The organism is Pseudomonas sp. ASL7 (assembly GCF_056680375.1).
Window position 1 is genome coordinate 576,402 of record NZ_CM155279.1, and the last position, 19,417, is coordinate 595,818.

The 19,417-nt window shown below is 59.8% G+C and carries 20 protein-coding genes; 10 read left to right on the forward strand and 10 right to left on the reverse strand.

Features of this window, described 5'->3' with window-relative positions:
• Positions 1 to 261 precede the first annotated feature (261 nt).
• On the forward strand, positions 262 to 1,236 hold the full coding sequence (hemB, locus tag AC1MDT_RS02595; protein WP_480420557.1) for a porphobilinogen synthase: 975 nt from the start codon (positions 262 to 264) through the stop codon (positions 1,234 to 1,236).
• Between the two features lie 137 nt (positions 1,237 to 1,373).
• On the opposite strand, the gene AC1MDT_RS02600 is transcribed toward hemB, so the two are convergent.
• Positions 1,374 to 2,909, reverse strand: a complete 1,536-nt coding sequence (locus tag AC1MDT_RS02600) for an FAD-dependent oxidoreductase (RefSeq protein ID WP_480420558.1) — start codon at positions 2,907 to 2,909, stop codon at positions 1,374 to 1,376.
• A 175-nt stretch (positions 2,910 to 3,084) separates the two neighbouring features.
• Here AC1MDT_RS02600 and AC1MDT_RS02605 point away from each other — a divergent pair, with 175 nt between their 5' ends.
• Positions 3,085 to 4,170, forward strand: coding sequence for a DUF1615 domain-containing protein (locus AC1MDT_RS02605; protein ID WP_480420559.1), 1,086 nt, complete (start codon positions 3,085 to 3,087; stop codon positions 4,168 to 4,170).
• Between the two features lie 488 nt (positions 4,171 to 4,658).
• A complete protein-coding gene (locus AC1MDT_RS02610; protein WP_480420560.1) occupies positions 4,659 to 5,282 on the forward strand; it encodes a glutathione S-transferase N-terminal domain-containing protein in 624 nt (207 codons plus the stop codon).
• A gap of 64 nt (positions 5,283 to 5,346) precedes the next feature.
• Here AC1MDT_RS02610 and AC1MDT_RS02615 read toward each other — a convergent pair whose 3' ends face one another.
• On the reverse strand, positions 5,347 to 5,787 hold the full coding sequence (locus AC1MDT_RS02615; protein WP_201117947.1) for a CBS domain-containing protein: 441 nt from the start codon (positions 5,785 to 5,787) through the stop codon (positions 5,347 to 5,349).
• Between the two features lie 213 nt (positions 5,788 to 6,000).
• Between AC1MDT_RS02615 and AC1MDT_RS02620 the strand changes: the two genes are divergently transcribed.
• On the forward strand, positions 6,001 to 6,159 hold the full coding sequence (locus tag AC1MDT_RS02620) for a metallothionein (RefSeq protein WP_201117945.1): 159 nt from the start codon (positions 6,001 to 6,003) through the stop codon (positions 6,157 to 6,159).
• Positions 6,160 to 6,312: 153 nt separating this feature from the next.
• On the opposite strand, the gene AC1MDT_RS02625 is transcribed toward AC1MDT_RS02620, so the two are convergent.
• Complete coding sequence (locus AC1MDT_RS02625; RefSeq protein ID WP_157712600.1) at positions 6,313 to 6,540, reverse strand: DUF6555 family protein; 228 nt, start codon at positions 6,538 to 6,540, stop codon at positions 6,313 to 6,315.
• A 145-nt stretch (positions 6,541 to 6,685) separates the two neighbouring features.
• On the opposite strand from AC1MDT_RS02625, the gene AC1MDT_RS02630 reads away from it, so the two are divergent.
• The 3 genes from AC1MDT_RS02630 to AC1MDT_RS02640 all read left to right on the forward strand — a co-directional run bounded on the left by AC1MDT_RS02630 (position 6,686) and on the right by AC1MDT_RS02640 (position 8,886).
• Positions 6,686 to 7,474 carry an AraC family transcriptional regulator gene (locus tag AC1MDT_RS02630; RefSeq protein WP_480420561.1) on the forward strand — a complete coding sequence of 263 codons (789 nt, stop codon included), beginning with the start codon at positions 6,686 to 6,688 and terminating at the stop codon, positions 7,472 to 7,474.
• A gap of 251 nt (positions 7,475 to 7,725) precedes the next feature.
• Positions 7,726 to 7,899 carry a DUF1427 family protein gene (locus AC1MDT_RS02635; RefSeq protein ID WP_192304656.1) on the forward strand — a complete coding sequence of 58 codons (174 nt, stop codon included), beginning with the start codon at positions 7,726 to 7,728 and terminating at the stop codon, positions 7,897 to 7,899.
• 30 nt (positions 7,900 to 7,929) lie between these two features.
• Complete coding sequence (locus tag AC1MDT_RS02640; protein WP_480420562.1) at positions 7,930 to 8,886, forward strand: quinone oxidoreductase family protein; 957 nt, start codon at positions 7,930 to 7,932, stop codon at positions 8,884 to 8,886.
• 21 nt (positions 8,887 to 8,907) lie between these two features.
• Here the strand turns inward: AC1MDT_RS02640 and AC1MDT_RS02645 are convergent, their stop codons facing one another.
• Positions 8,908 to 9,660 (reverse strand): anti-sigma factor family protein, encoded by a 753-nt coding sequence (locus AC1MDT_RS02645; RefSeq protein ID WP_480420563.1) that lies wholly within the window; start codon positions 9,658 to 9,660, stop codon positions 8,908 to 8,910.
• Positions 9,657 to 10,163: an RNA polymerase sigma factor gene (locus tag AC1MDT_RS02650; protein ID WP_480420564.1), complete on the reverse strand. Its 507-nt coding sequence runs from the start codon at positions 10,161 to 10,163 to the stop codon at positions 9,657 to 9,659. Before AC1MDT_RS02650 ends, AC1MDT_RS02645 begins: the two co-directional genes overlap by 4 nt.
• Before the next feature lie 155 nt (positions 10,164 to 10,318).
• Between AC1MDT_RS02650 and AC1MDT_RS02655 the strand changes: the two genes are divergently transcribed.
• Positions 10,319 to 11,404, forward strand: coding sequence for a catalase family peroxidase (locus AC1MDT_RS02655; RefSeq protein ID WP_480420565.1), 1,086 nt, complete (start codon positions 10,319 to 10,321; stop codon positions 11,402 to 11,404).
• Positions 11,401 to 11,946 (forward strand): cytochrome b, encoded by a 546-nt coding sequence (locus AC1MDT_RS02660; protein ID WP_480420566.1) that lies wholly within the window; start codon positions 11,401 to 11,403, stop codon positions 11,944 to 11,946. Before AC1MDT_RS02655 ends, AC1MDT_RS02660 begins: the two co-directional genes overlap by 4 nt.
• Before the next feature lie 169 nt (positions 11,947 to 12,115).
• Here the strand turns inward: AC1MDT_RS02660 and AC1MDT_RS02665 are convergent, their stop codons facing one another.
• Together AC1MDT_RS02665 and AC1MDT_RS02670 are read right to left on the reverse strand one after the other, a co-directional pair.
• Positions 12,116 to 13,267, reverse strand: a complete 1,152-nt coding sequence (locus AC1MDT_RS02665; protein WP_480420567.1) for a M14 family metallopeptidase — start codon at positions 13,265 to 13,267, stop codon at positions 12,116 to 12,118.
• A 486-nt stretch (positions 13,268 to 13,753) separates the two neighbouring features.
• The gene (locus tag AC1MDT_RS02670) at positions 13,754 to 14,095 is read right to left on the reverse strand and encodes a DUF6124 family protein (protein WP_480420568.1); all 342 of its coding nucleotides are present in this window, start codon (positions 14,093 to 14,095) and stop codon (positions 13,754 to 13,756) included.
• A gap of 129 nt (positions 14,096 to 14,224) precedes the next feature.
• Here AC1MDT_RS02670 and AC1MDT_RS02675 point away from each other — a divergent pair, with 129 nt between their 5' ends.
• Complete coding sequence (locus AC1MDT_RS02675) at positions 14,225 to 14,872, forward strand: LexA family protein (RefSeq protein WP_480420569.1); 648 nt, start codon at positions 14,225 to 14,227, stop codon at positions 14,870 to 14,872.
• 39 nt (positions 14,873 to 14,911) lie between these two features.
• Here the strand turns inward: AC1MDT_RS02675 and AC1MDT_RS02680 are convergent, their stop codons facing one another.
• The 3 genes from AC1MDT_RS02680 to AC1MDT_RS02690 form a co-directional block, all read right to left on the reverse strand.
• Positions 14,912 to 16,861: an acetyl/propionyl/methylcrotonyl-CoA carboxylase subunit alpha gene (locus AC1MDT_RS02680; RefSeq protein ID WP_480420570.1), complete on the reverse strand. Its 1,950-nt coding sequence runs from the start codon at positions 16,859 to 16,861 to the stop codon at positions 14,912 to 14,914.
• Positions 16,861 to 17,676 carry a gamma-carboxygeranoyl-CoA hydratase gene (locus AC1MDT_RS02685; protein WP_480420571.1) on the reverse strand — a complete coding sequence of 272 codons (816 nt, stop codon included), beginning with the start codon at positions 17,674 to 17,676 and terminating at the stop codon, positions 16,861 to 16,863. Before AC1MDT_RS02685 ends, AC1MDT_RS02680 begins: the two co-directional genes overlap by 1 nt.
• 125 nt (positions 17,677 to 17,801) lie before the next feature.
• Positions 17,802 to 19,409, reverse strand: coding sequence for a carboxyl transferase domain-containing protein (locus tag AC1MDT_RS02690; protein WP_480420572.1), 1,608 nt, complete (start codon positions 19,407 to 19,409; stop codon positions 17,802 to 17,804).
• Between the last annotated feature and the right edge of the window lie 8 nt (positions 19,410 to 19,417).

Consider the following 19,417-nt stretch of genomic DNA (forward strand, 5'->3'; position numbering starts at 1 on the left):
TTCGACCGTGTAGGAGCGAGCTTGCTCGCGAGAAATGTAAGAGCAACGCGGTTATCCAGATCGCACGCGTGATCGTTGACGTCCGTCGCGAGCAAGCTCGCTCCTACACAGTCGGACGCAGAGCCGCTACGAATGTTTGTATCGATTATTGCCAATTCGGTAAGGGGCTATTCCGCGCCTCAGGTTTGTACCCTACACCGCACAGGGCATAAGCTTCGCCCCCTACGACTTTCGTCTTGTCCCCCGTTTTCAGGAAATTTCATGTCCAGTCAGTTCCCCGAAGCACGTCCACGCCGTTTGCGCCGCAATGCGAGCCTGCGCAGCCTGTTCCAGGAAACCGAGTTCAGTCTGAACGACCTGGTCTTGCCGATTTTCGTCGAAGAGGAAATTGACGATTTCGTACCAATCAAGAGCATGCCTGGCGTGGCGCGCATTCCAGAGTCGAAACTGGCCGGTGAGATCGAGCGTTATGCCCGGGCCGGTATCAAGTCGGTGATGACGTTCGGTGTGTCCCATCATCTGGACAGCAACGGCAGCGACACCTGGAGCGACAACGGGCTGGTGTCGCGCATGTCGCGCATCGCCAAGGACGCGGTGCCGGAGATGATTGTGATGTCCGACACGTGTTTCTGTGAGTACACCGACCACGGCCATTGTGGCGTGCTGCATCATCACGAAGTCGACAATGACCAGACCCTGATCAACCTCGGCAAACAAGCCGTGGCCGCCGCCCGTGCCGGTGCTGACGTGATTGCCCCGTCGGCGGCCATGGATGGCCAGGTACAGGCGATTCGCCGAGCGCTCGATGACGCCGGTTTCAGCCAGACCGCGATCATGGCCTATTCGACCAAATTCGCCTCGGCGCTTTACGGTCCGTTTCGTGAGGCCGGCGGCAGTGCGCTCAAGGGCGACCGCAAAAGCTATCAGATGAACCCGATGAACCGCCGCGAAGCCGTGCGCGAGTCACTGCTGGACGAGCAGGAAGGCGCCGATGCGCTGATGGTTAAACCGGCCGGTGCGTACCTGGACATCATCCGCGACATTCGTGAAGTGTCGCGTTTGCCGCTGTCGGCGTATCAGGTGAGCGGCGAGTACGCGATGATCAAGTTCGCCGCGCAGGCAGGGGCGATCGATGAGGATCGTGTGGTGCGCGAGAGCCTTGGCGCGATCAAGCGGGCAGGGGCGGATTTGATCTTTACCTACTTTGCGATGGACCTGGCGTTGGCCGGGATCTAAAGAACCTTGTAGGAGCGAGCTTGCTCGCGATGGACGTCAACGATGACGCGTATTGTCTGGAAAAATGCGCTGCCTTCGAGTTTATCGTCGGATCGCCGCCCGGAGCAAGCTCGCTCCTACACGGTGATGCGGTGACCTCAGGATTTGCCAAAAAACGGCCTGATGCCGTGTGCCCGGAAATACCGCTCGATCACTTTCGGGTCCGAGCACGTTTCGGCAATGGCCACGTACGTATCCGGCCGTAACAGATAAAACCCGTTACGCCCCAGGCCTGCTGCATCAAACGCCGGCCGCCAGTCAAACACGTGCAGCGGCAAATGATGCTCGACGCACCAGGCGATCATTTCGTCGCTGGTGTCGCCATACACATGCACCTGCCAGGTCAGGCACTTCAGCGACTCGAAATTGTCGCCCTCACCGTCGTGCGCCCAAGGCAATCGATCACCGCCATGAACATGCCCGGCAACGCCGTTGCTCAAGGGCATCGCGCGATAATTCAGGGTGACCTGCGACACCATGCGAAACAGGAACTCGCGGGTCGTCTCGAACGAGGCCAATTTGGGAATCACGAACGGTGCCAGGCGAGTGCGCAGAACATCGGCCAAGCGGCCTTCGGCGGTGACGAAACTGAATACCCGGTCAGTGGTCGCCACCAGTTTACGCGCAAAAGCGATGCGCTCGGTTTCGTAGGTGTCGAGCAGTTTGGCCTCGGCACCACCGCTCAATACGGCTGCGAGCTTCCACGCCAGGTTGATGGCATCGCCGATTCCGGTGTTCATGCCCTGGCCACCCGCCGGGCTGTGGACATGCGCAGCATCGCCCAACAGAAACGCGCGCCCGGTGCGAAAGTGATCCGCCACCCGATGATGCACCCGGTAGGTGGAGAACCAGTTCACCTGTTCGATTTGCACCTTCATATGCTCGATCGCGCGACTGCTGACGTCTTCGAAACGCAGGGTTTCGGCATGCTCGGCACGTTCATCGCGCACGGTGCCGATCAGCCGCGCGCGACCTTCACCCGCCAATGGAAACACCGCGAGAAAATCGGCTTCATCGAGGTCCACGTGCAGTTCGCCATTGAACGCCGGGCCGCTGGCTTGCACATCCGCCACGTAGAAAATCTGCTGGTAGGTGCCGCCTGGAAATCCCGTGTCGAGGGTCTTGCGTACAATCGACCGGGCACCGTCACAACCGGCGAGATAACAGGCCTGGCAGGTTTCCTGCTGGCCATCGGGCAGACGCAGATGGGCGGTGACACCGTCGCCGGTTTCCTCGAAACTTTCCAGTTCAGTGTTGCGCTCGACCCTGATGCCAAAGGCTTCAAGGCGGTCTATCAGTAGTCGTTCGTGCTCGTCCTGGGGAAACATCTCGAGGAACGCGTAGGGCGTCAGGCCCTCGCCGATGCGGGTGAGCGGCAAACGCGCCACGGGTTCGCCCTTGACCCAGAAATTGGCTGCTGCCACTCGATGACCGTCGCGCACAATGGCATCGCTGAGGTCGAGCTGACGGTAGAGTTCCAGCGTCCGCGCCTGGACGGCCAGCGCCCGGGACGTGGTGCCGGCGGTCGACGTCTTGTCGATAATCCGCACGCGGATCCCCAGTTTGTTCAGCCATAGCGCCAGCACCAGCCCGGTCGGGCCGGCGCCGATGATCAATACGTCGCTACGGTTCATGCGCCGGACCTCCTCGGTTTGTGGAGCAAGTATGGTTCACTCGCAGAGGACGGCCAGGCTGACTGCCCAACGGAAAAAGGCCTTTCTGGAACATCCGCTGACCATCAGCAGTCATAGCCTGCGTCATGCCATTGAACGTAGGGTGACCCCGGTTAATTGGATTTGATGGAGCAACATGCAAACCAATCGATTGTTCATGAGTGTTGCCACGCTGTTGGTTCTGGCCGGTTGCGGCACTCAGCGTCCTCAGGAAGCAGTGGTGCGCAAGCCCGACGAGGTCAAGGCGCAGATCGTGCGCCTGTTGCCCGCCAAGACTGTCGATCGCCAAGGCTGGGCCACGGACATTTATGCGGCATTTGCCGCCCAGAACCTCTCACTGACCACGCAAAACCTGTGCTCGGTATTGGCAGTCGCCGAGCAAGAGTCCACGTTTGAGGTGGACCCAGTGGTGCCGGGGCTGGGCAAAATTGCTCGCGACGAGATCGACCGCCGGGCCGCCAAAGCTCACATTCCCGGCCTGCTGGTGAGCGGCGCATTGCAGGTGCGTTCACCCAACGGCAAAAGCTACAGCGATCGACTGAGTGCGGCGCGAAGCGAAAAAGAGCTCAGTGCGATTTTTGATGACTTTATTGGCATGGTGCCCATGGGCCAGACGCTGTTCGGGGGGTTCAATCCGGTGCACACCGCCGGGCCGATGCAGGTCAGCATTGAGTTTGCCGAGCAGCACGCAAAGGATTATCCGTATCCGGTAGAGGGTTCGATCCGTCATGAAGTGTTTACGCGGCGCGGCGGCCTGTATTTCGGCATCGCCCATTTACTCGGCTATCCGGTGAGCTATAGCCAGCCGCTTTATCGTTTTGCCGATTTCAACGCCGGCTGGTACGCCAGCCGTAATGCTGCGTTTCAGAGCGCAGTGAGTCGGGCGTCGGGCATACCGCTCGCGCTGGACGGTGATTTGATCCGCTATGACTCGATTATGCCGGGCTCCACGGAGTTGGCGGTGCGCACCCTTGGCAAGCAACTGGACATGCGCAATCCGACGATTCGGGATCAACTGGAACAAGGAAAAAGCCTCGATTTCGAGGACAGCAAACTCTATCGGCGGGTCTTCGAGTTGGCCGAAAAGGCCGAAGGCCGGCCATTGCCTCGTGCAGTACTGCCGGGGATCGTCCTGCAAAGCCCGAAAATCACCCGCAAACTCACCACGGCATGGTTCGCCAAGCGGGTCGATGAACGTTATCAGCGGTGCATGGCGCGGTGAACCGATAAAAATGCGCGCAAAAACAACCCGGCTGATGAGGCCGGGTTTTTCGTGTAGGAGCGAGCTCGCTCGCGATGGTCGTTAACGATGATGCGTGTTTACTGGCTAAACGCGGCGCTCTTGAGTCCATCGTCGGAACGCCGCCCGGAGCAAGCTCGCTCCTACAATTTTCGCTGGCTGTTTAGGCCGGGCTTTTTCGTTGAGTGCTGCTTGCAAGCTACTCATCCATGCAACGCGGCTTTCGATCAGACGATCCGAACCACCTTCAGCGACAACCTGGTGAGCAGGGGCAGCTCATGAGAGTGTGCTCCGGATGGTTCGGTCGTCGGGTGGCAACGGTGGGGGCGGTTTCGGCTTCTACACTGGTTAGCTGGCGGGTGCCTTTGTCCTTTAGAGGCGTCGCGCAGCCGATTGCTACGCTTGGGTAGGGGTTAGCGCAGGTTTCAGTCTTTTGATCTTTTCCATTTCGTGGTCCCAAGGACGTGTTTATGTACCAGCTTTACGGACACAAGAACTCCGGCGCGGCGGCGATTGAAGCGGCCCTTGAACTCTGCGAGATTCCTTACCGCTTCATCGATGCTGAAGCGTCGCTGGAGACGGCTCAAACCCTGGAGAAACTCAACCCGCTCAAGCAGATTCCGACGCTGCAATTGCCCGACGGCAGCATTCTGACCGAGAGCGCGGCAATCCTGATTCATCTGGGGCTGACGTTTCCCCAGTCGAAGTTGTTACCAGCACTGCCCGCCGAGCGCGATCAGGCGATTCGCGGCCTGGTGTACATCGTCAGCAATTGCTATTCGGCCATCGGCATCATCGATTACCCCGAGCGCTGGTTGGCCAAAGTGGACGAGTCGTCCAGGCAGAACCTCATGGCCGGTGCCCGCGCGCGCCTGCATTGGAGTTGGGAGGTGTTTGCCGATCAGTTTGCGGGCGAGTTGTATCTGGGCGATGAGACACCGGGGGCGCTGGATGTGTTGGCGGCAGTGATCACGCGGTGGGCCGGCAGTCGCGAGCATTTACGCAACGCCCGCCCCGGTTTTTCCGCCTGGCTTGAGCGAATCGACCGCCACCCGATATTGGCACCGGTTTTTGCCCGGCATTGGCCCGCCTGAAGCACACTGTCAATCCAATGTGGGAGCAAGCCTGCTCCCACAAGGTGATGGGGTGTTTTGTGCATCACTCGCCGCGAATGTACTGCTCCAACTGACGAATCAGCTCGGCCTGTTCGGCGATGGCTTCCTTGACCAGGTCACCGATGGACAGCAGGCCAAGCAATTTGCCGTTTTCCACCACCGGCAGGTGGCGCAGACGTCTATCGGACATGATGCCCAGGCAAGTATCGACGGTTTGATGGGTGTCCACGGTGATCACCGGGGACACCATGATGTCGCGAACCGGCGTGCCTACCGAAGAGCGTCCATGCAACACCAGTTTGCGCGCGTAGTCTCGCTCACTGATGATGCCTAGCACTTCATCATTCTCCACCACCAGTAGTGCGCCGACGTTCTTCTCGGCCATCTTCATCAGAGCTTCCAGCACCATGTGATCGGGTTTGATCTGGTGCACTTCCTGATTCTTCTGATCTTTCAACTTGAGCAGTTGGGCGACGGTTTTCATGGCGATTTCTCAGGTGTTGTCGTTGTTCTTGAAGAATCGTAGACCCGAGCGCTGAGGGCAAGGAAGAAAGCGGCAGATAACGCTCAAAAAACGCCATTTGGCGGTTTTTCTTCGCCTTTCATCGTTTTATCGGGTGGGGACGAGACGGTATCTACACTGATATTAAGGTGCGCGTCCGTCGCACCGGACAACCACATTACTGGAGTCTGACCCATGACCGACCGTACCTGCGACTGCCCCAAATGCTCATGCAAACTGGGCGAACATCCAATTGTGCGCCACGGTAAGCACTATTGCTGCGAAGGTTGCGCCAAGCACCACGAACACGGAGAGGAATGCTCCAGCAAGGGCTGTAAATGTGCCCACGGCTGACAGGCTATTTGTAGGTTGTAGGAGCGAGCTTGCTCGCGATGGTCGTTAACGATAACGCGTATTGACTGGCTATACGCGGTGCTCTTTAGACCATCGCGAGCAAGCTCGCTCCTACAGTTCAGTTCAGTTCAGTTCAGTTCAGTTCAGTTCAGTTCAGTTTGCCGGTCGCCAGGTAACATTCTCGACGCCGAATTTTTCCGCCAGCGGCTTGCTGGTCTTTTGTACCTTCTCTCGGCCAAAGCGAGGGATTCGCCCGACACCCGCATCGCAACTTGCCCAATGCCAAGCCTCCGCGTTATCCATTTTGTCCAGGCGGATAATGAATGACTTGGGTACGCCATGAAGGGTGTATTCAATGACGAAAAGTTTTGCGTTGTTCATATGGCCTGTATTCCTCCCTGTGGTAATAGAGGGATCGCGGGTATAGCGGAAAATTCAGTCGGGTTGTCGGACGGCGACCGCCAGTGGCGAGAGGACCGGTGGCTCGTTACCATGCAATTCCTGCCAAACCCAATGATCCTTGCCCATGGCCCTTGCCACACCCCCCGACCTGAGTGACACCGATGTGCCTGTGCAACCGCTGGCGCGCACCTACCCGCGCGGGCTGTTTATCGAACCCCACGAGCATGTCTGGGGCCAATTGCTGTATGCGATGAGCGGTGTGATGTGGGTAGAAACACCGCATGAGGCGCTGGTGGTCCCTCCGCAACGAGCAGTATGGCTGCCGCCGGGAGTGCCGCACGGGATTCGCGTGGTGTCGGACTTGCAGATGCGCAACATCTATCTGCGGCCTTCATTGGCAGCGACGCTCGACGACACTGTTCAAGTGATCGAAGTCGGCGGACTGCTGCGTGAATTGATCGTCGGGCTGGTGGAGCAGGGCGACGAGGGTGACCCGGCGTATTACGAGGCTCTGGTCGGCCTTGCGCTGCTTGAGCTTAGGCGAGCCAAGCGCTCTGTGCTGAAAATACCGTTGCCGGACGATTCCGACCGGCGCTTGATCAATCTGTGCCAGGCGGTCATGGCCGCGCCTTCGCTGGATGTTTCTTTCGAACAGCACGCCGAAACGGCCGGGGCCAGTGTGCGCACGCTGGCGCGGTTGTTCAAGGAGGGTTTAGGCATGGGCTTCGCCGAATGGCGACGACAAGTGCAATTGGCCACGGCCGTTGCCGAGTTGATCCAGGGCGTGCCAGTCAGTGCGATTGCCCGGGAGCTGGGCTATTCGCCGAGCAGTTTCAGCGACATGTTCCGCCGGGAGCTGGGTGTCGCGCCTTCGCAGTTCTCCGCGAGTCAGCGTGAGCTATCCCAGCCATAACGAAAACTAGTAGCAGCTGGCGGAGCCTGCGTTCGGCTGCGCAGCAGTCGTAAAATCAGGCAGCGCAGTGCTTCAGTCATATCGTGTACGCAGGTTTCACGACTGCTGCGCAGCCGAACGCAGGCTTCGCCAGCTGCTACAGGTGTGCGTTGCGAGCGGTGTTTTGGCCGACATTCAGAAGTACTTGGCCGATGCTCGCCGTCGCGGCGCTCTAGACTCATTGCCTACCTCAGTTCCCCACGGAGTCTGCCATGAGCTACTTCATTTCACTCGTCATCGGCCTGGGCGTCGGTCTGCTCTACGGCGCACTGGATTTTCGCTCCCCCGCACCGCCAGCTATCGCGCTGATCGGTCTGCTGGGCATGCTCGCTGGCGAGAAGCTCTGGCCGATGGGACGGCAACTGGTGGCTGGCTGGATCTCCTGAGGTTCCCTTTCCTAATTGACGGACATTCCCATGAAAGCATTGCAGTTCGACAAAACCGGCGACCTTTCGGCCCTGCGCTACGTTGAGGTTCCCACCCCCGTTGCCGGCACCGATGAAGTGTTGGTCCAGATCAAGGCCGCCGGGCTCAACCCCAGCGATGTGAAGAACGTGTTGGGACGTTTTCCCTACACCACCTTGCCGCGAATTCCCGGTCGTGATTTTGCCGGTGTCGTCGTGGAAGGCCCGCAGGCGTTGATCGGTCAGGAGGTCTGGGGTACCGGCCGTGAATTGGGTTTTTTCGCCGACGGTTCCCATGCGCAATTCGTCAAACTGCCGGCCAACGGCGTGGCGCGCAAACCCACTCATTTGAGCTTCGCCCAGGCTGCCAGCCTCGGTGTGCCATACACCACGGCGTGGGATGCGCTGGAACGCAGTTTGGTGACGGTCGGCACACGATTGCTGGTGATCGGCGGCGGGGCGGTCGCCAGCGCGGCGCTGGCGTTGGCCAAGGTGCGCGGCGCGCAGGTCCTGGCGGCGGCGCGGCGGCCGGAGCAGGTCAAGGAGTTGGACGCTCAGGGGTATCAAACACTGCTGCTGGATAAACCCGAGGACTTGGGGGACCAGGTGCATGCCGTTTACGCCGACGGCGCGGACGTGATTTTCGACACCACCGGTTTCTGGCTGCCGGCGTCGGTCGCTGCCCTGGCTGCGTTCGGCCGCATCGCAATCATTGCCGCGCCGGTGGATGGCCTCGTGCAATTGCCGGCCCTGGCCCTGTATCGCAAGGGCGGTTCGGTGGTAGGGATCAATTCGTTGCTGTACGGCGTTCAAGCCTGCGCGGCGATGCTCGATCAGTTCGGCACGTTTTTCGATCAGGACCTGTTGCCGATGCCGCAAGGGCTGCTCGAATCACCGTTGGCCGATGGGGTGACGCGATATGCGCAGGTGAATCAAGGCAGCGGTGAAAAAGTCATCCTCCTGCCTTGACCCTGTCCACCCTGGCGATGGTCAGAACTGCGCTGTTTGCTTGAGCATCTGCGCTGCCGGTGTATCGGTCGGGCTGACCATCGCGTAGTTGTAACCGCCCCCCGACCAGTACTCGGCCTGCAATTCACCATCGCGGCGACTGCCCCTTGGCAGCAGGAAGTTTTTCGGTCCCGGCGGGCGGACGTAGAAGCTGATCTTGTGCCCGCCCTGATCCTCATACACCACCATCGCCGCCGTTCCTTGATCGGTGCTGAGCAAGCGCCCGCTGGCTGGTTTGAACCCTGCGCCCGAGAGGTCAGGCAAGCGATCGGCCTGAGTGAAATAACGGTCGAGCCAGCCCTGCATATCGCCGTCATCGCTGACCTTGTAGTCCGCCGGCAGAATGCCTTGTTGGGCAAACAGTCGGTACGCCTGCATCGCATCGGTCATCGGTAACTGGGTACTGACGAGGGTCATTTCTCGGGCCTGCCAACCGCTGAGCCCGCCGATACCGACCGCGATCAGTAATACGGCGGCGCTGGCCAGGTGGCGGCGAGACTGGCGTTTCAGGCGTTGACGGATCACTGCCGGATCAAGTTCCGGGTTCGCCGGCTGTTGCAAAGCACCGCTCAATGCCGCGCGCAATTGCTGGGCGTCCTGCTGCCAGGCGCGCACTTGCGCGGCAACCTCCGCGTTGCTGGCCAGAAAGGTTTCCACCAGACGTCGGTCGGCATCGCTCAGTTGATGGTCGACGTAGGCATGCAGGTCGCGCTCGCTCGGGGGCATGCTGATCATTTGAGTATCCGCAGAGAAGGGCTGATGATTTCGCCGTCGCTCAACTGGCGCAAGGCCTGGCGGGCACGTGACAGGCGGGACATCACGGTGCCGGTCGGGACGTCGAGAATCTCGGCGACCTCTTTATAGCTCAGGCCTTCCACCGACACCCAGAGCAGCAGCGCGCGTTGTTCGGTGGTGAGCTGATCGAAGGCCTTGAGGGTCGATTGGGCAATCACGGTACGCTCCACCGACGGCTGTGCGTCGTCACGCCCGGTGAAGAATTCAAGCATTCGCGCGTATCGCCGCGTGCGCCGGTGAGCATCGAGAAACTGGCGGTAAAGAATCGAAAACAACCAGGCGCGCAGGTCACCTTCGGGACGTTTGTCACCCCAACTCGACAGCGCCCGCTCCAGACTGGCCTGCACCAAATCATCGGCGCCGCTGGGATTGCGCGTCAACGACACGGCAAACCGGCGCAATCTGGGAATGATTTCTCTCAATTGTTCGTCGATATCATTCATGAAGTTCTGACTAGTCACTACGCTGGACTAGGAAGACGCCCGGCATTCGAGGTTATTCCACGCCTGAGAAAATAAATACCGGGCGATGGAATAAACCGCTGTGGGGTTCGTCTGCTTGTTCTTCTCACTTGTGGCCGATGGCCCTGGAGTCTTTCATGGTAGATCGATCATCACCGCCAACCCGGCCACCTTTGAGTGCTGCGAGCCTGACGTTGCGTCTGGCCGGCATTGCCGTCGTCGTCGCCACACTTGCCGGGGCTTTTGCCTACGTCAACGGCACCTTAGACCCACAGCGATTGACACCGAAAAAGTTGATCAATGTGCTGGAGACCAATAACGGTGTGCACCCTGGATTCCGTCGTAACCACTCCAAGGGCGTGTGCGTGATCGGGCATTTCGAGAGCAGCGGCGAGGCGCGCAGTTATTCCAGCGCTCAGGTGTTCAACGAGGCGCAGACCCCAGTAGTGGGACGTTTTGCACTGCCTGCCGGTAATCCTTACGCGCCGGACAACAGCGTGCCGATCCGCAGCCTGGCATTGCGCTTCACCCAGGCCAACGGCCAACAGTGGCGCACCGGGATGAACAGCATGCCGGTGTTCCCGGTGGGCACACCGGAGGCGTTCTACCAATTGCAACAGGCCCAGTCGCCAGACCCGGCCACCGGCAAACCGAACCCGTCGGCCGTGTCGGCGTTTTTCGGCTCGCATCTGGAAGCCGCACCCTTCCTGGCCTGGATCAAAACCGCCAAGCCGTCGGCCAGCTACGTGACGGAAACCTACAACAGCATCAATGCGTTTTACCTGGTGAATGCCGCCGGGCAACGCCAGGCCGTGCGCTGGAGCATGACCCCGATAGCTCAGGATACGGCGGGTGCCACGGCGCCGGAGGGCGGTGATTTTCTCGAGAAAGACCTCGTTCAGCGTATCTCTGCAGGGCCCTTGCGTTGGCAGCTGAACATCACGCTGGCCAATCCGGGCGATCCGGTCAACGACGCCAGCAAGGCCTGGCCCGACGGCCGCAAAGTCCTCAATGCTGGCACATTGGTACTCGAAAGCACCCAGCCGCAACTCAATGGCGAGTGCCGTGACATCAATTACGATCCGTTGGTTTTACCCAGCGGTATCGAAGGCTCCGACGACCCCTTACTCGCCGCTCGCTCAGCCGGTTACGCCAATTCCTACCTGCGTCGCACCAGCGAAGTCAGCCAGTTACCCGCCGCCAAACAGGAGGCCAAGCAATGAGCGCCCAACCGAACCACTTCGCACCGCTGGCGCGGCTGCTGCATTGGCTGATGGCGCTGATGGTCATTGCCATGCTGTTTATCGGCGCGGGCATGGTCGCCTCGGTGTCCGAGCGTCATGAGTGGCTGATCCATCTGCACAAGCCGTTGGGGATCGCCATTCTGCTACTGGTGGTCGTGCGTCTGGCGGTGCGCTTTTCTACACAACAACCGCCGTTGCCGGCCGACCTCCCTGGCTGGCAAGTGCTGGCGGCTAAAGCCTCGCATGTGTTGCTGTACGCCTTGATGTTGATTTTGCCGTTGCTAGGCTGGGCGATGATTTCGGCGGCGGGCGACCCGGTGATGCTCAGCAGTTCGTTGCAATTACCGTCGATCCTGCCGGCGAATGCGCAAGTGTTCGCGTTCCTGCGCAGGGCTCACAGGTATTTGGCGTATCTGTTGTTTTTGACCGTGTTGCTGCATCTGGCGGCGGCGTTGTTTCACGGTTGGGTGCGTCGGGATGAGGTGCTGGACAGCATGTTGCGGGGGAGAGACCGAGGTTGATCCTCTGTAGCAGCTGGCGCAGCCTGCGTCCGGCTGTGTGTAGGAGCGAACTTGCTCGCGATGGTCGTTCAGCCACAGAAAATGTGTCGGATGTTCCATCTTCGCGAGCAAGCTCGCTCCTACACACAGCCGGACGCAGGCTGCGCCAGCTGCTACATGGACCGGGCAATCAGCGCAGCGAATCGACCATGTCTGCAACGGTCGTCAGCACATCTTTACCCAACTGTTTCGAGCGCTTACCCGACCAACCCGTCAGCGCATTCGGCGCATCGTTGTTGTCCTTGAACGGCATTTCCAGGGTCAGCGACAGGCAGTCGAATTTCTCGCCGACGCTGTTGCAAGCCAGGGTCATGTTGGCTTTGCCCGGCTCGTCGCGGGTGTAGCCGTGCTTGGTCTGGAAGTCCTTGGTCAGGTGCTTCAGATGACTGCGGAAATGCTCTTCGAGTTTTTCGATCCGCGGCGTATAGCCTGGGTTACCTTCGCAACCGGCGGTGAACACGTAGGGGATTTCTTCATCGCCATGGACGTCGAGGAACAGGTCGACGCCGTACTTTTCCATCTGCTGTTGTACGAAAAAGACTTCCGGACTGATTTCCTGGCTGGCGCTCTGCCAGGCGCGATTCAGGTCCTGGCCCATGGCATTGGTGCGCAGGTGACCGTGGAAGGCGCCGTCCGGGTTCATGTTAGGCACCAAATACAGATCGGAGCTGGCCAGCAGTTTGTTCAACACCGGATCGTCGTGTTTTTCCAGGCGTTCGATCACACCTTCCATGAACCATTCGGCCATGTGTTCGCCCGGGTGTTGCTGGGCGATGATCCAGACCTTGCGCTGACCTTCGGCGCCAGAGCCTTTGCGCAACAACTGGATATCACGCCCTTCGACGCTCTTGCCGGTGGCCAGCAGTTCGGTACCGGCCTTGGACAGCGCCTGCTCGATCAGCCAGTCGTGACGACCACGGCTGTAGGGTTCGAAATAGGCAAACCAGGCGTGGGTGGCGGTGGCTTCAAGGTTGAAGCGCAGGCAGTCGCCTTCGAAAATGGTCGGCACCCGGAACCAATTGACGTGGTCATAGGACGCCACGGCCTGATAACCGTCCCAGGCTTTGTTGTAGGAGGATTTGCTGGCATTGTTCAGGCGAAACCAGTGTTCCTGACCGACGTGCAGACCGCTGGCCTTGAAATGGAACCACTGAAAGTGCGGGCTGCGGGTGTCTGGTTTGATGGCCAAAAGCGCCTGCAACGGATTGCTGATGTCCAGCACTTCAATGTTGCCGCTGTCGAAGTTCGCGCTGATGTCGAAAGAGGATTTAGCCACGGCCATAGTCGATTCCTGAATATGATTTCATGGCTGCTACTTTACACGCTGGAGAGGGAAAAACCGGTGGAAATTGTGGGGTGGAACGAGGGGGGCGTCCTCCTTGACGCCGACGCAGCTTAGAGACTGTGCGATGGGTTCTCAAGCGCTATTTTTTCATTAGTCTGGCCCAATGTTGGCGGGCCTCTTTTGCCAGTAGATATTTTTTGGATATCTTGCGCACCATCGAATTTTCAGCACCCAAAGGCTTCATTTGCCTGAAGATAAAGCCGGAATAACTGGCAAAAAAAAGACCCGGCAAAAAGCCGGGTCAAAAACCGTGATTAGCCTGATGAGGAGATAGTCCAGGGAACCGACCTAAGGTCACTTGGACAATCGACTGATCTCGCGATCAGCTGCATGCAATAATAATCATTCTCGTTTGCAAGTCAATTGATTTTGTCTGCACGATTGGAAAATTCTTTCCCGTCGTCCTGCCAAATATTTTCTGTTTCAGCGGTTTTTATCCCCCTCAAGGCATCGGTCTACCATCGCCTTGGCCATATCAATCATGTGCACTGCCGAAAATGCCAGGTCCCGGTGAGCACCGTGCAGATGATTGGCTGACTCATTGGCAATGGCAGCGGCGCATCGCAACAGGTCCGATGCATGAACCAGCGCTTCTTCGCAGCTGATGTTGCGGTTCACGTCGAAGAAGCGCGCCTCTGCCGCTTCATCGGAAACAACTGGTTTCAAGTAATAGTCCAGCGCTCGCTGCGCGGCGGCAGAGCCTTTGGGCGAGGTGAGGGTGGTGTCGATTTGCATGTCTGGCAGGTCGTTGTTGGGGAAGGTCATGGTGTTGGCAGACTCCGTGATAGGTTCAGATCCGTGAATCAATCCTAATACGTACTGTATTTGTGACGAGAATTTAAATACTACAATGTGTGTTTTGATGGCCGGAGGCGTCCACGTATCGTGCCGCACATGGATAAATGGATTGAATTGGTCAAGGCCAAGATGAGTGAACTCAAAGTCACTCAAGAGATACTCGCCGAGCGCCTCGGGATGTCCCAGGGCGGCGTAGGCCATTGGCTGACAAAACGACGTCAGCCCGGCATCGACGACATGAATCGGGTATTGCAGGCGCTCGGCATGGAGTTTCTGGAAGTGGCGCTGGTGATCAGGGAGCCGGAGCCCTCACCGGACGACGAAATGCCCCTGTCGCAAAAGTACAACCCCTACTTCCGCTACCCGGTCAGTAGCTGGCGCGAGCCCGCAGAGGTTCGCGACGGCGAGCAGGCGGTCTACGGCAAGGCGCGGTTCGAGCTGTCCGATTACCACGCGCAAGGCGCAGCGTTCTGGCTGAAGGTGGTGGGCGATGCGATGACTGCACCCAGCGGCATCAGTATTGCCGAGGACATGTTGATACTGGTGGACCCGGCGGTAAGCGCCGAACCCGGAAAACTGGTGATCGCCCAGTGGTCGGACAGTGCCGAGGCGACCTTTCGCAAGCTGATCGAAGAGGGCGGGCAGCGTTACCTGGTCCCGCTCAATCCGACGTATCCGAAAGTCCTTTACACCGAAGAGTGCCGAATCATCGGCGTGGTGGTTCAGGCAACGGCCAAGTTCTAGTCAGATCGGTCCTCGCAATGCGTAGGACCGATCTTCATTTCACGCCTCTTCCAGCTCGACCAACGCACTGCCTTCGCTGACCATCTCGCCTTCCTGGCAATACAACGCCTTGATGACCCCGGCGTGTGGTGCGCGAATACTGTGCTCCATCTTCATTGCTTCCAGCACCACCAGTTGCGCCCCGGCCTCAACCGCTTGCCCGGCCTCCACCAACACGCGGACGATACTGCCGTTCATGGGGGCGGTGAGCCCGCCCTGATGGCTGTGACTGGCTTCGACGGCACTGATCGGGTCGTAGGACTCGATACGGCGCAACTCACCTTCCCATTGCAGATACACAACGCCGTCACGGCGGATTGCCCGATGCTGGCGGCGCATGCCGTTGTGCTCGGTGAGCAGTTGCTCACCGTTGAGTTGAGCCGTGCGAAGGTTCCCCAGGGTCAGCGCCCGGTCTTGTCCTTCACAGCTCAAATGCAAGGTGATTTCTGTTGGCAGTCCGGCACGGAAACCGGTGTTGTGAGCCCATGGCGAACTCAGGTCATCGGCGCGCGTCGCGCACGGTTGGCTCTGGGCAAACGCCTGCGCGGCGGCCTGCCAGAACTCGTCACTGAGGTCCGAGGACTCCGGTAGCAACTGCTCCTGGTAGCGCGGAATGAATCCAGTATCCAGTTCGGCGGCGGCAAAGGCCGGATGGCCGATGATCCGGCGCAGGAAGTTAATGTTGGTCTTGAGCCCGCCAATTGCAAACTCATCGAGCATGCTCAGCAAACGCAGTCGCGCCTGTTCACGATCCTCGCCCCAGGCAATCAGCTTGCCGAGCATCGGGTCGTAGAACGGCGAAATTTCATCGCCTTCTTCGACGCCACTGTCGACGCGCCGCCCCGGACCTTGCGCGGATTCGCGATACAGCTCAAGACGCCCGGTCGCGGGCAGAAAATCATTGCCCGGATCTTCGGCATACAACCGCACTTCGATGGCATGACCCAGCAGTGGAACTTCGGCCTGGGACATCGGCAGCGTTTCACCACGTGCCACACGAATCTGCCACGCCACCAGGTCGAGGCCGGTAATGGCTTCCGTGACGGGGTGTTCGACTTGCAGGCGCGTGTTCATTTCCATAAAGAAAAACTCGCCCCGCGAATCCAGCAGGAATTCCACGGTGCCCGCGCCGACGTAACCGATGGCTTGTGCCGAGCGCACGGCAGCCTCGCCCATGGCGCGACGCAATTGCGGGCTCAGGCCGGGAGCAGGGGCTTCTTCGACGACTTTTTGGTGCCGACGCTGGATCGAGCAGTCACGTTCATTGAGGTAAAGGCAGTTGCCGTGCTGGTCGGCAAATACCTGGATTTCCACGTGGCGTGGTTTGAGCAGGTATTTCTCCACCAGCATCCGCGAATCGCCGAACGATGATTTTGCTTCACGCTGAGCCGAGGCCAGGGCTTCGGCCAGTTGGCTGACGTCCTCGACCACTTTCATGCCTTTGCCGCCACCCCCCGCCGTGGCCTTGAGCAGCACCGGATAGCCGATGCGCTCGCAGGCATCGCGGAAGGTGTCGAGGTCTTGAGCTTCGCCGTGGTAGCCGGGCACCAAGGGCACGCCCGCGGTTTCCATCAAGGCTTTGGCGGCGGATTTGCTGCCCATCGCATCGATGGCCGAAGCGGGTGGGCCAAGGAAGATCAGGCCGGCGTCTTCAATGGCGCGGGCGAACCCGGCGTTTTCCGACAGGAAGCCATAACCCGGATGAATCGCCTGGGCGCCGCTGGCCTTGGCGGCGGCGATCAGTTTGTCGATTTGCAAGTAACTGTCAGCGGCTTTGCTGCCACCGAGGTCGACGCGGATATCCGCTTCGCGGCTGTGGCGGGCTTCACGGTCGGTGGCGCTGTGAACCGCCACGGTGGTCAGGCCCAGAGCCTTGGCGGTGCGCATCACCCGGCAAGCGATTTCGCCACGGTTGGCCACCAGCAGAGTGGTGATAACAGGTGCGCTCATCAACGCGGCTCCTTGGTGGTGGTTGCGGCTTGCCAGTTCGGCGGACGTTTTTGCAGAAAGGCCCGCAAGCCTTCCTGACCTTCGGGGCTGACGCGGATTCGGGCGATGGCGTTTTCGGTGTAGCGACGCAGCGCCGGGGTCAGCGCGCCGTTGCCGACTTCACGCAGTAAATCCTTGCTGACGCGCATCGCGGCCGGGCTGTTTTGCAGCAGGTTGTCGATCCACTGCTCAATTTTCTGCTCCAGATCATCGGTCGGATAGCTCTCCGACAACAGGCCGATTTCCCGTGCCCGTTGCCCGCCGAAACGTTCGGCCGTCAAGGCGTAGCGGCGTGCCGCGCGTTCGCCAATGGCTTGCACCACGAACGGACTGATCACGGCAGGTGCCAGGCCGATGCGCACTTCCGACAGGCAGAACTGCGCGTCATCGGTGCCGATTGCCATGTCGCAGCAACTGATCAGGCCCAACGCGCCGCCGAATGCCGCGCCTTGCACCACGGCCAGTGTCGGGACTTTCAGCTTGGCGAGGTTGTACATCAACTCCGCCAGTTCCCGGGCGTCGTCGAGGTTGGTTTGGTAATCGAGTTCGGCCGATTGCTGCATCCAGGCCAGGTCGGCACCGGCGCTGAAATGCTTGCCACGTCCACGCACCAGCAGAAACCGCAGGCTGGCATCGGCCGAGACCTTGTCCAGCGCGAGGATCAACTCACGGATCATTTCAGCGTTGAAGGCGTTGTTCTTTTCCGCACGGCTGAGCCACAGCGTGGCGAAACCACGCGGGTCGGTCAGCAGTTCGAGGGTATTGAAGTCGTTCATATTCGTCCGTCTCCACGGCACTTGTAGGAGCGAGCTTGCTCGCGAAGGATGTCAACGATAACGCGTGCTTTCTGAATTAACGCGGCGCGCTATCGTCCATCGCGAGCAAGCTCGCTCCTACAGAATCACATACGGAACACGCCGAAGCGGCTCGGTTCGATTGGCGCATTCAGCGACGCCGACAAGGCCAGGGCCAATACTTCGCGGGTCTGCGCCGGGTCAATGACGCCGTCGTCCCACAAGCGGGCGCTGGAGTAGTAGGGGTGACCCTGTTCCTCATACTGGTCGAGGATCGGTTGCTTGATCTCGGCTTCCTGTTCGGCGCTGAAACCCTGGCCACTGCGTTCGGCCTGCTCGCGTTTGACCTGGACCAATACGCCGGCGGCTTGCTCGGCGCCCATCACGCCGATCCGCGCATTCGGCCACATCCACAGGAAGCGTGGATCGTAGGCCCGCCCGCACATTCCGTAGTTACCGGCGCCGAAGCTGCCGCCAATGATCACGGTAAATTTCGGTACCTTGGCGCACGCCACGGCGGTCACCAGTTTCGCGCCGTGTTTGGCGATGCCGCCCGCCTCGTACTTCTGGCCAACCATGAACCCGGTGATGTTTTGCAGGAACAGCAACGGGATGCCGCGCTGACAGGCCAGCTCGATAAAGTGCGCGCCTTTTTGTGCGGCTTCGGCGAAGAGGATGCCGTTGTTGGCAAGGATCGCAATCGGGTAACCGTGCAAGTAGGCAAAACCGCAGACCAATGTCGTCCCGAACAACGCCTTGAACTCGTCGAACACCGAACCGTCCACCAGCCGCGAAATGACTTCGCGCACATCGAACGGCTGCTTGGCGTCAGCCGAGACCACGCCGTACAACTCTTCGCTGTTGTACAGCGGTGCGATAGGCGCTCGCTGCTGCACTTCGCCGAGTTTGCGCCAGTTGAGGTTGGCGATGCTGCGCCGGGCCAGCGCGAGGGCGTGTTCATCGCTTTCGGCGTAATGGTCGGCGACACCGGAAATCTTGCAGTGCACATCGGCCCCGCCGAGGTCTTCGGCACTGACCACTTCACCGGTCGCCGCTTTCACCAGCGGCGGACCGGCGAGGAAGATAGTGGCCTGGTTGCGCACCATGATCGCTTCGTCGGCCATGGCCGGCACGTAGGCGCCCCCCGCGGTGCAGGAACCCATGACCACCGCGATTTGCGGAATGCCCATGGCACTCATGTTCGCCTGATTGAAAAAAATCCGGCCGAAGTGTTCGCGGTCCGGGAACACCTCATCCTGACGCGGCAGGTTGGCGCCGCCGGAGTCCACCAGATAGATGCAGGGCAAGCGGTTCTGTTGGGCGATGGTCTGGGCCCGCAGGTGCTTTTTCACGGTCAACGGGTAATACGAGCCACCTTTCACGGTGGCATCGTTGGCGACGATCATGCACTCGACGCCTTCGACGCGGCCAATTCCGGCAATCACGCCAGCGGCGGGAACGTCTTCACCGTAAACCTCGTAGGCCGCCAATTGGCTGATCTCGAGAAAGGGCGAACCCGGATCGAGCAGGCGATTGATTCGCTCACGAGGCAGCAGTTTGCCCCGCGAGGTATGGCGTTCTTGAGCCTTCGGGCCGCCACCTTGCTGCACTTGAGCGAGCAGGGTGTGCAGGGCGTCGACCTGTTTGAGCATCGCCGCGCTGTTGGCCGCGAACTCCGCCGAACGAGGGTTGAGCTGGGTATGCAGGATAGCCATGGACAGCT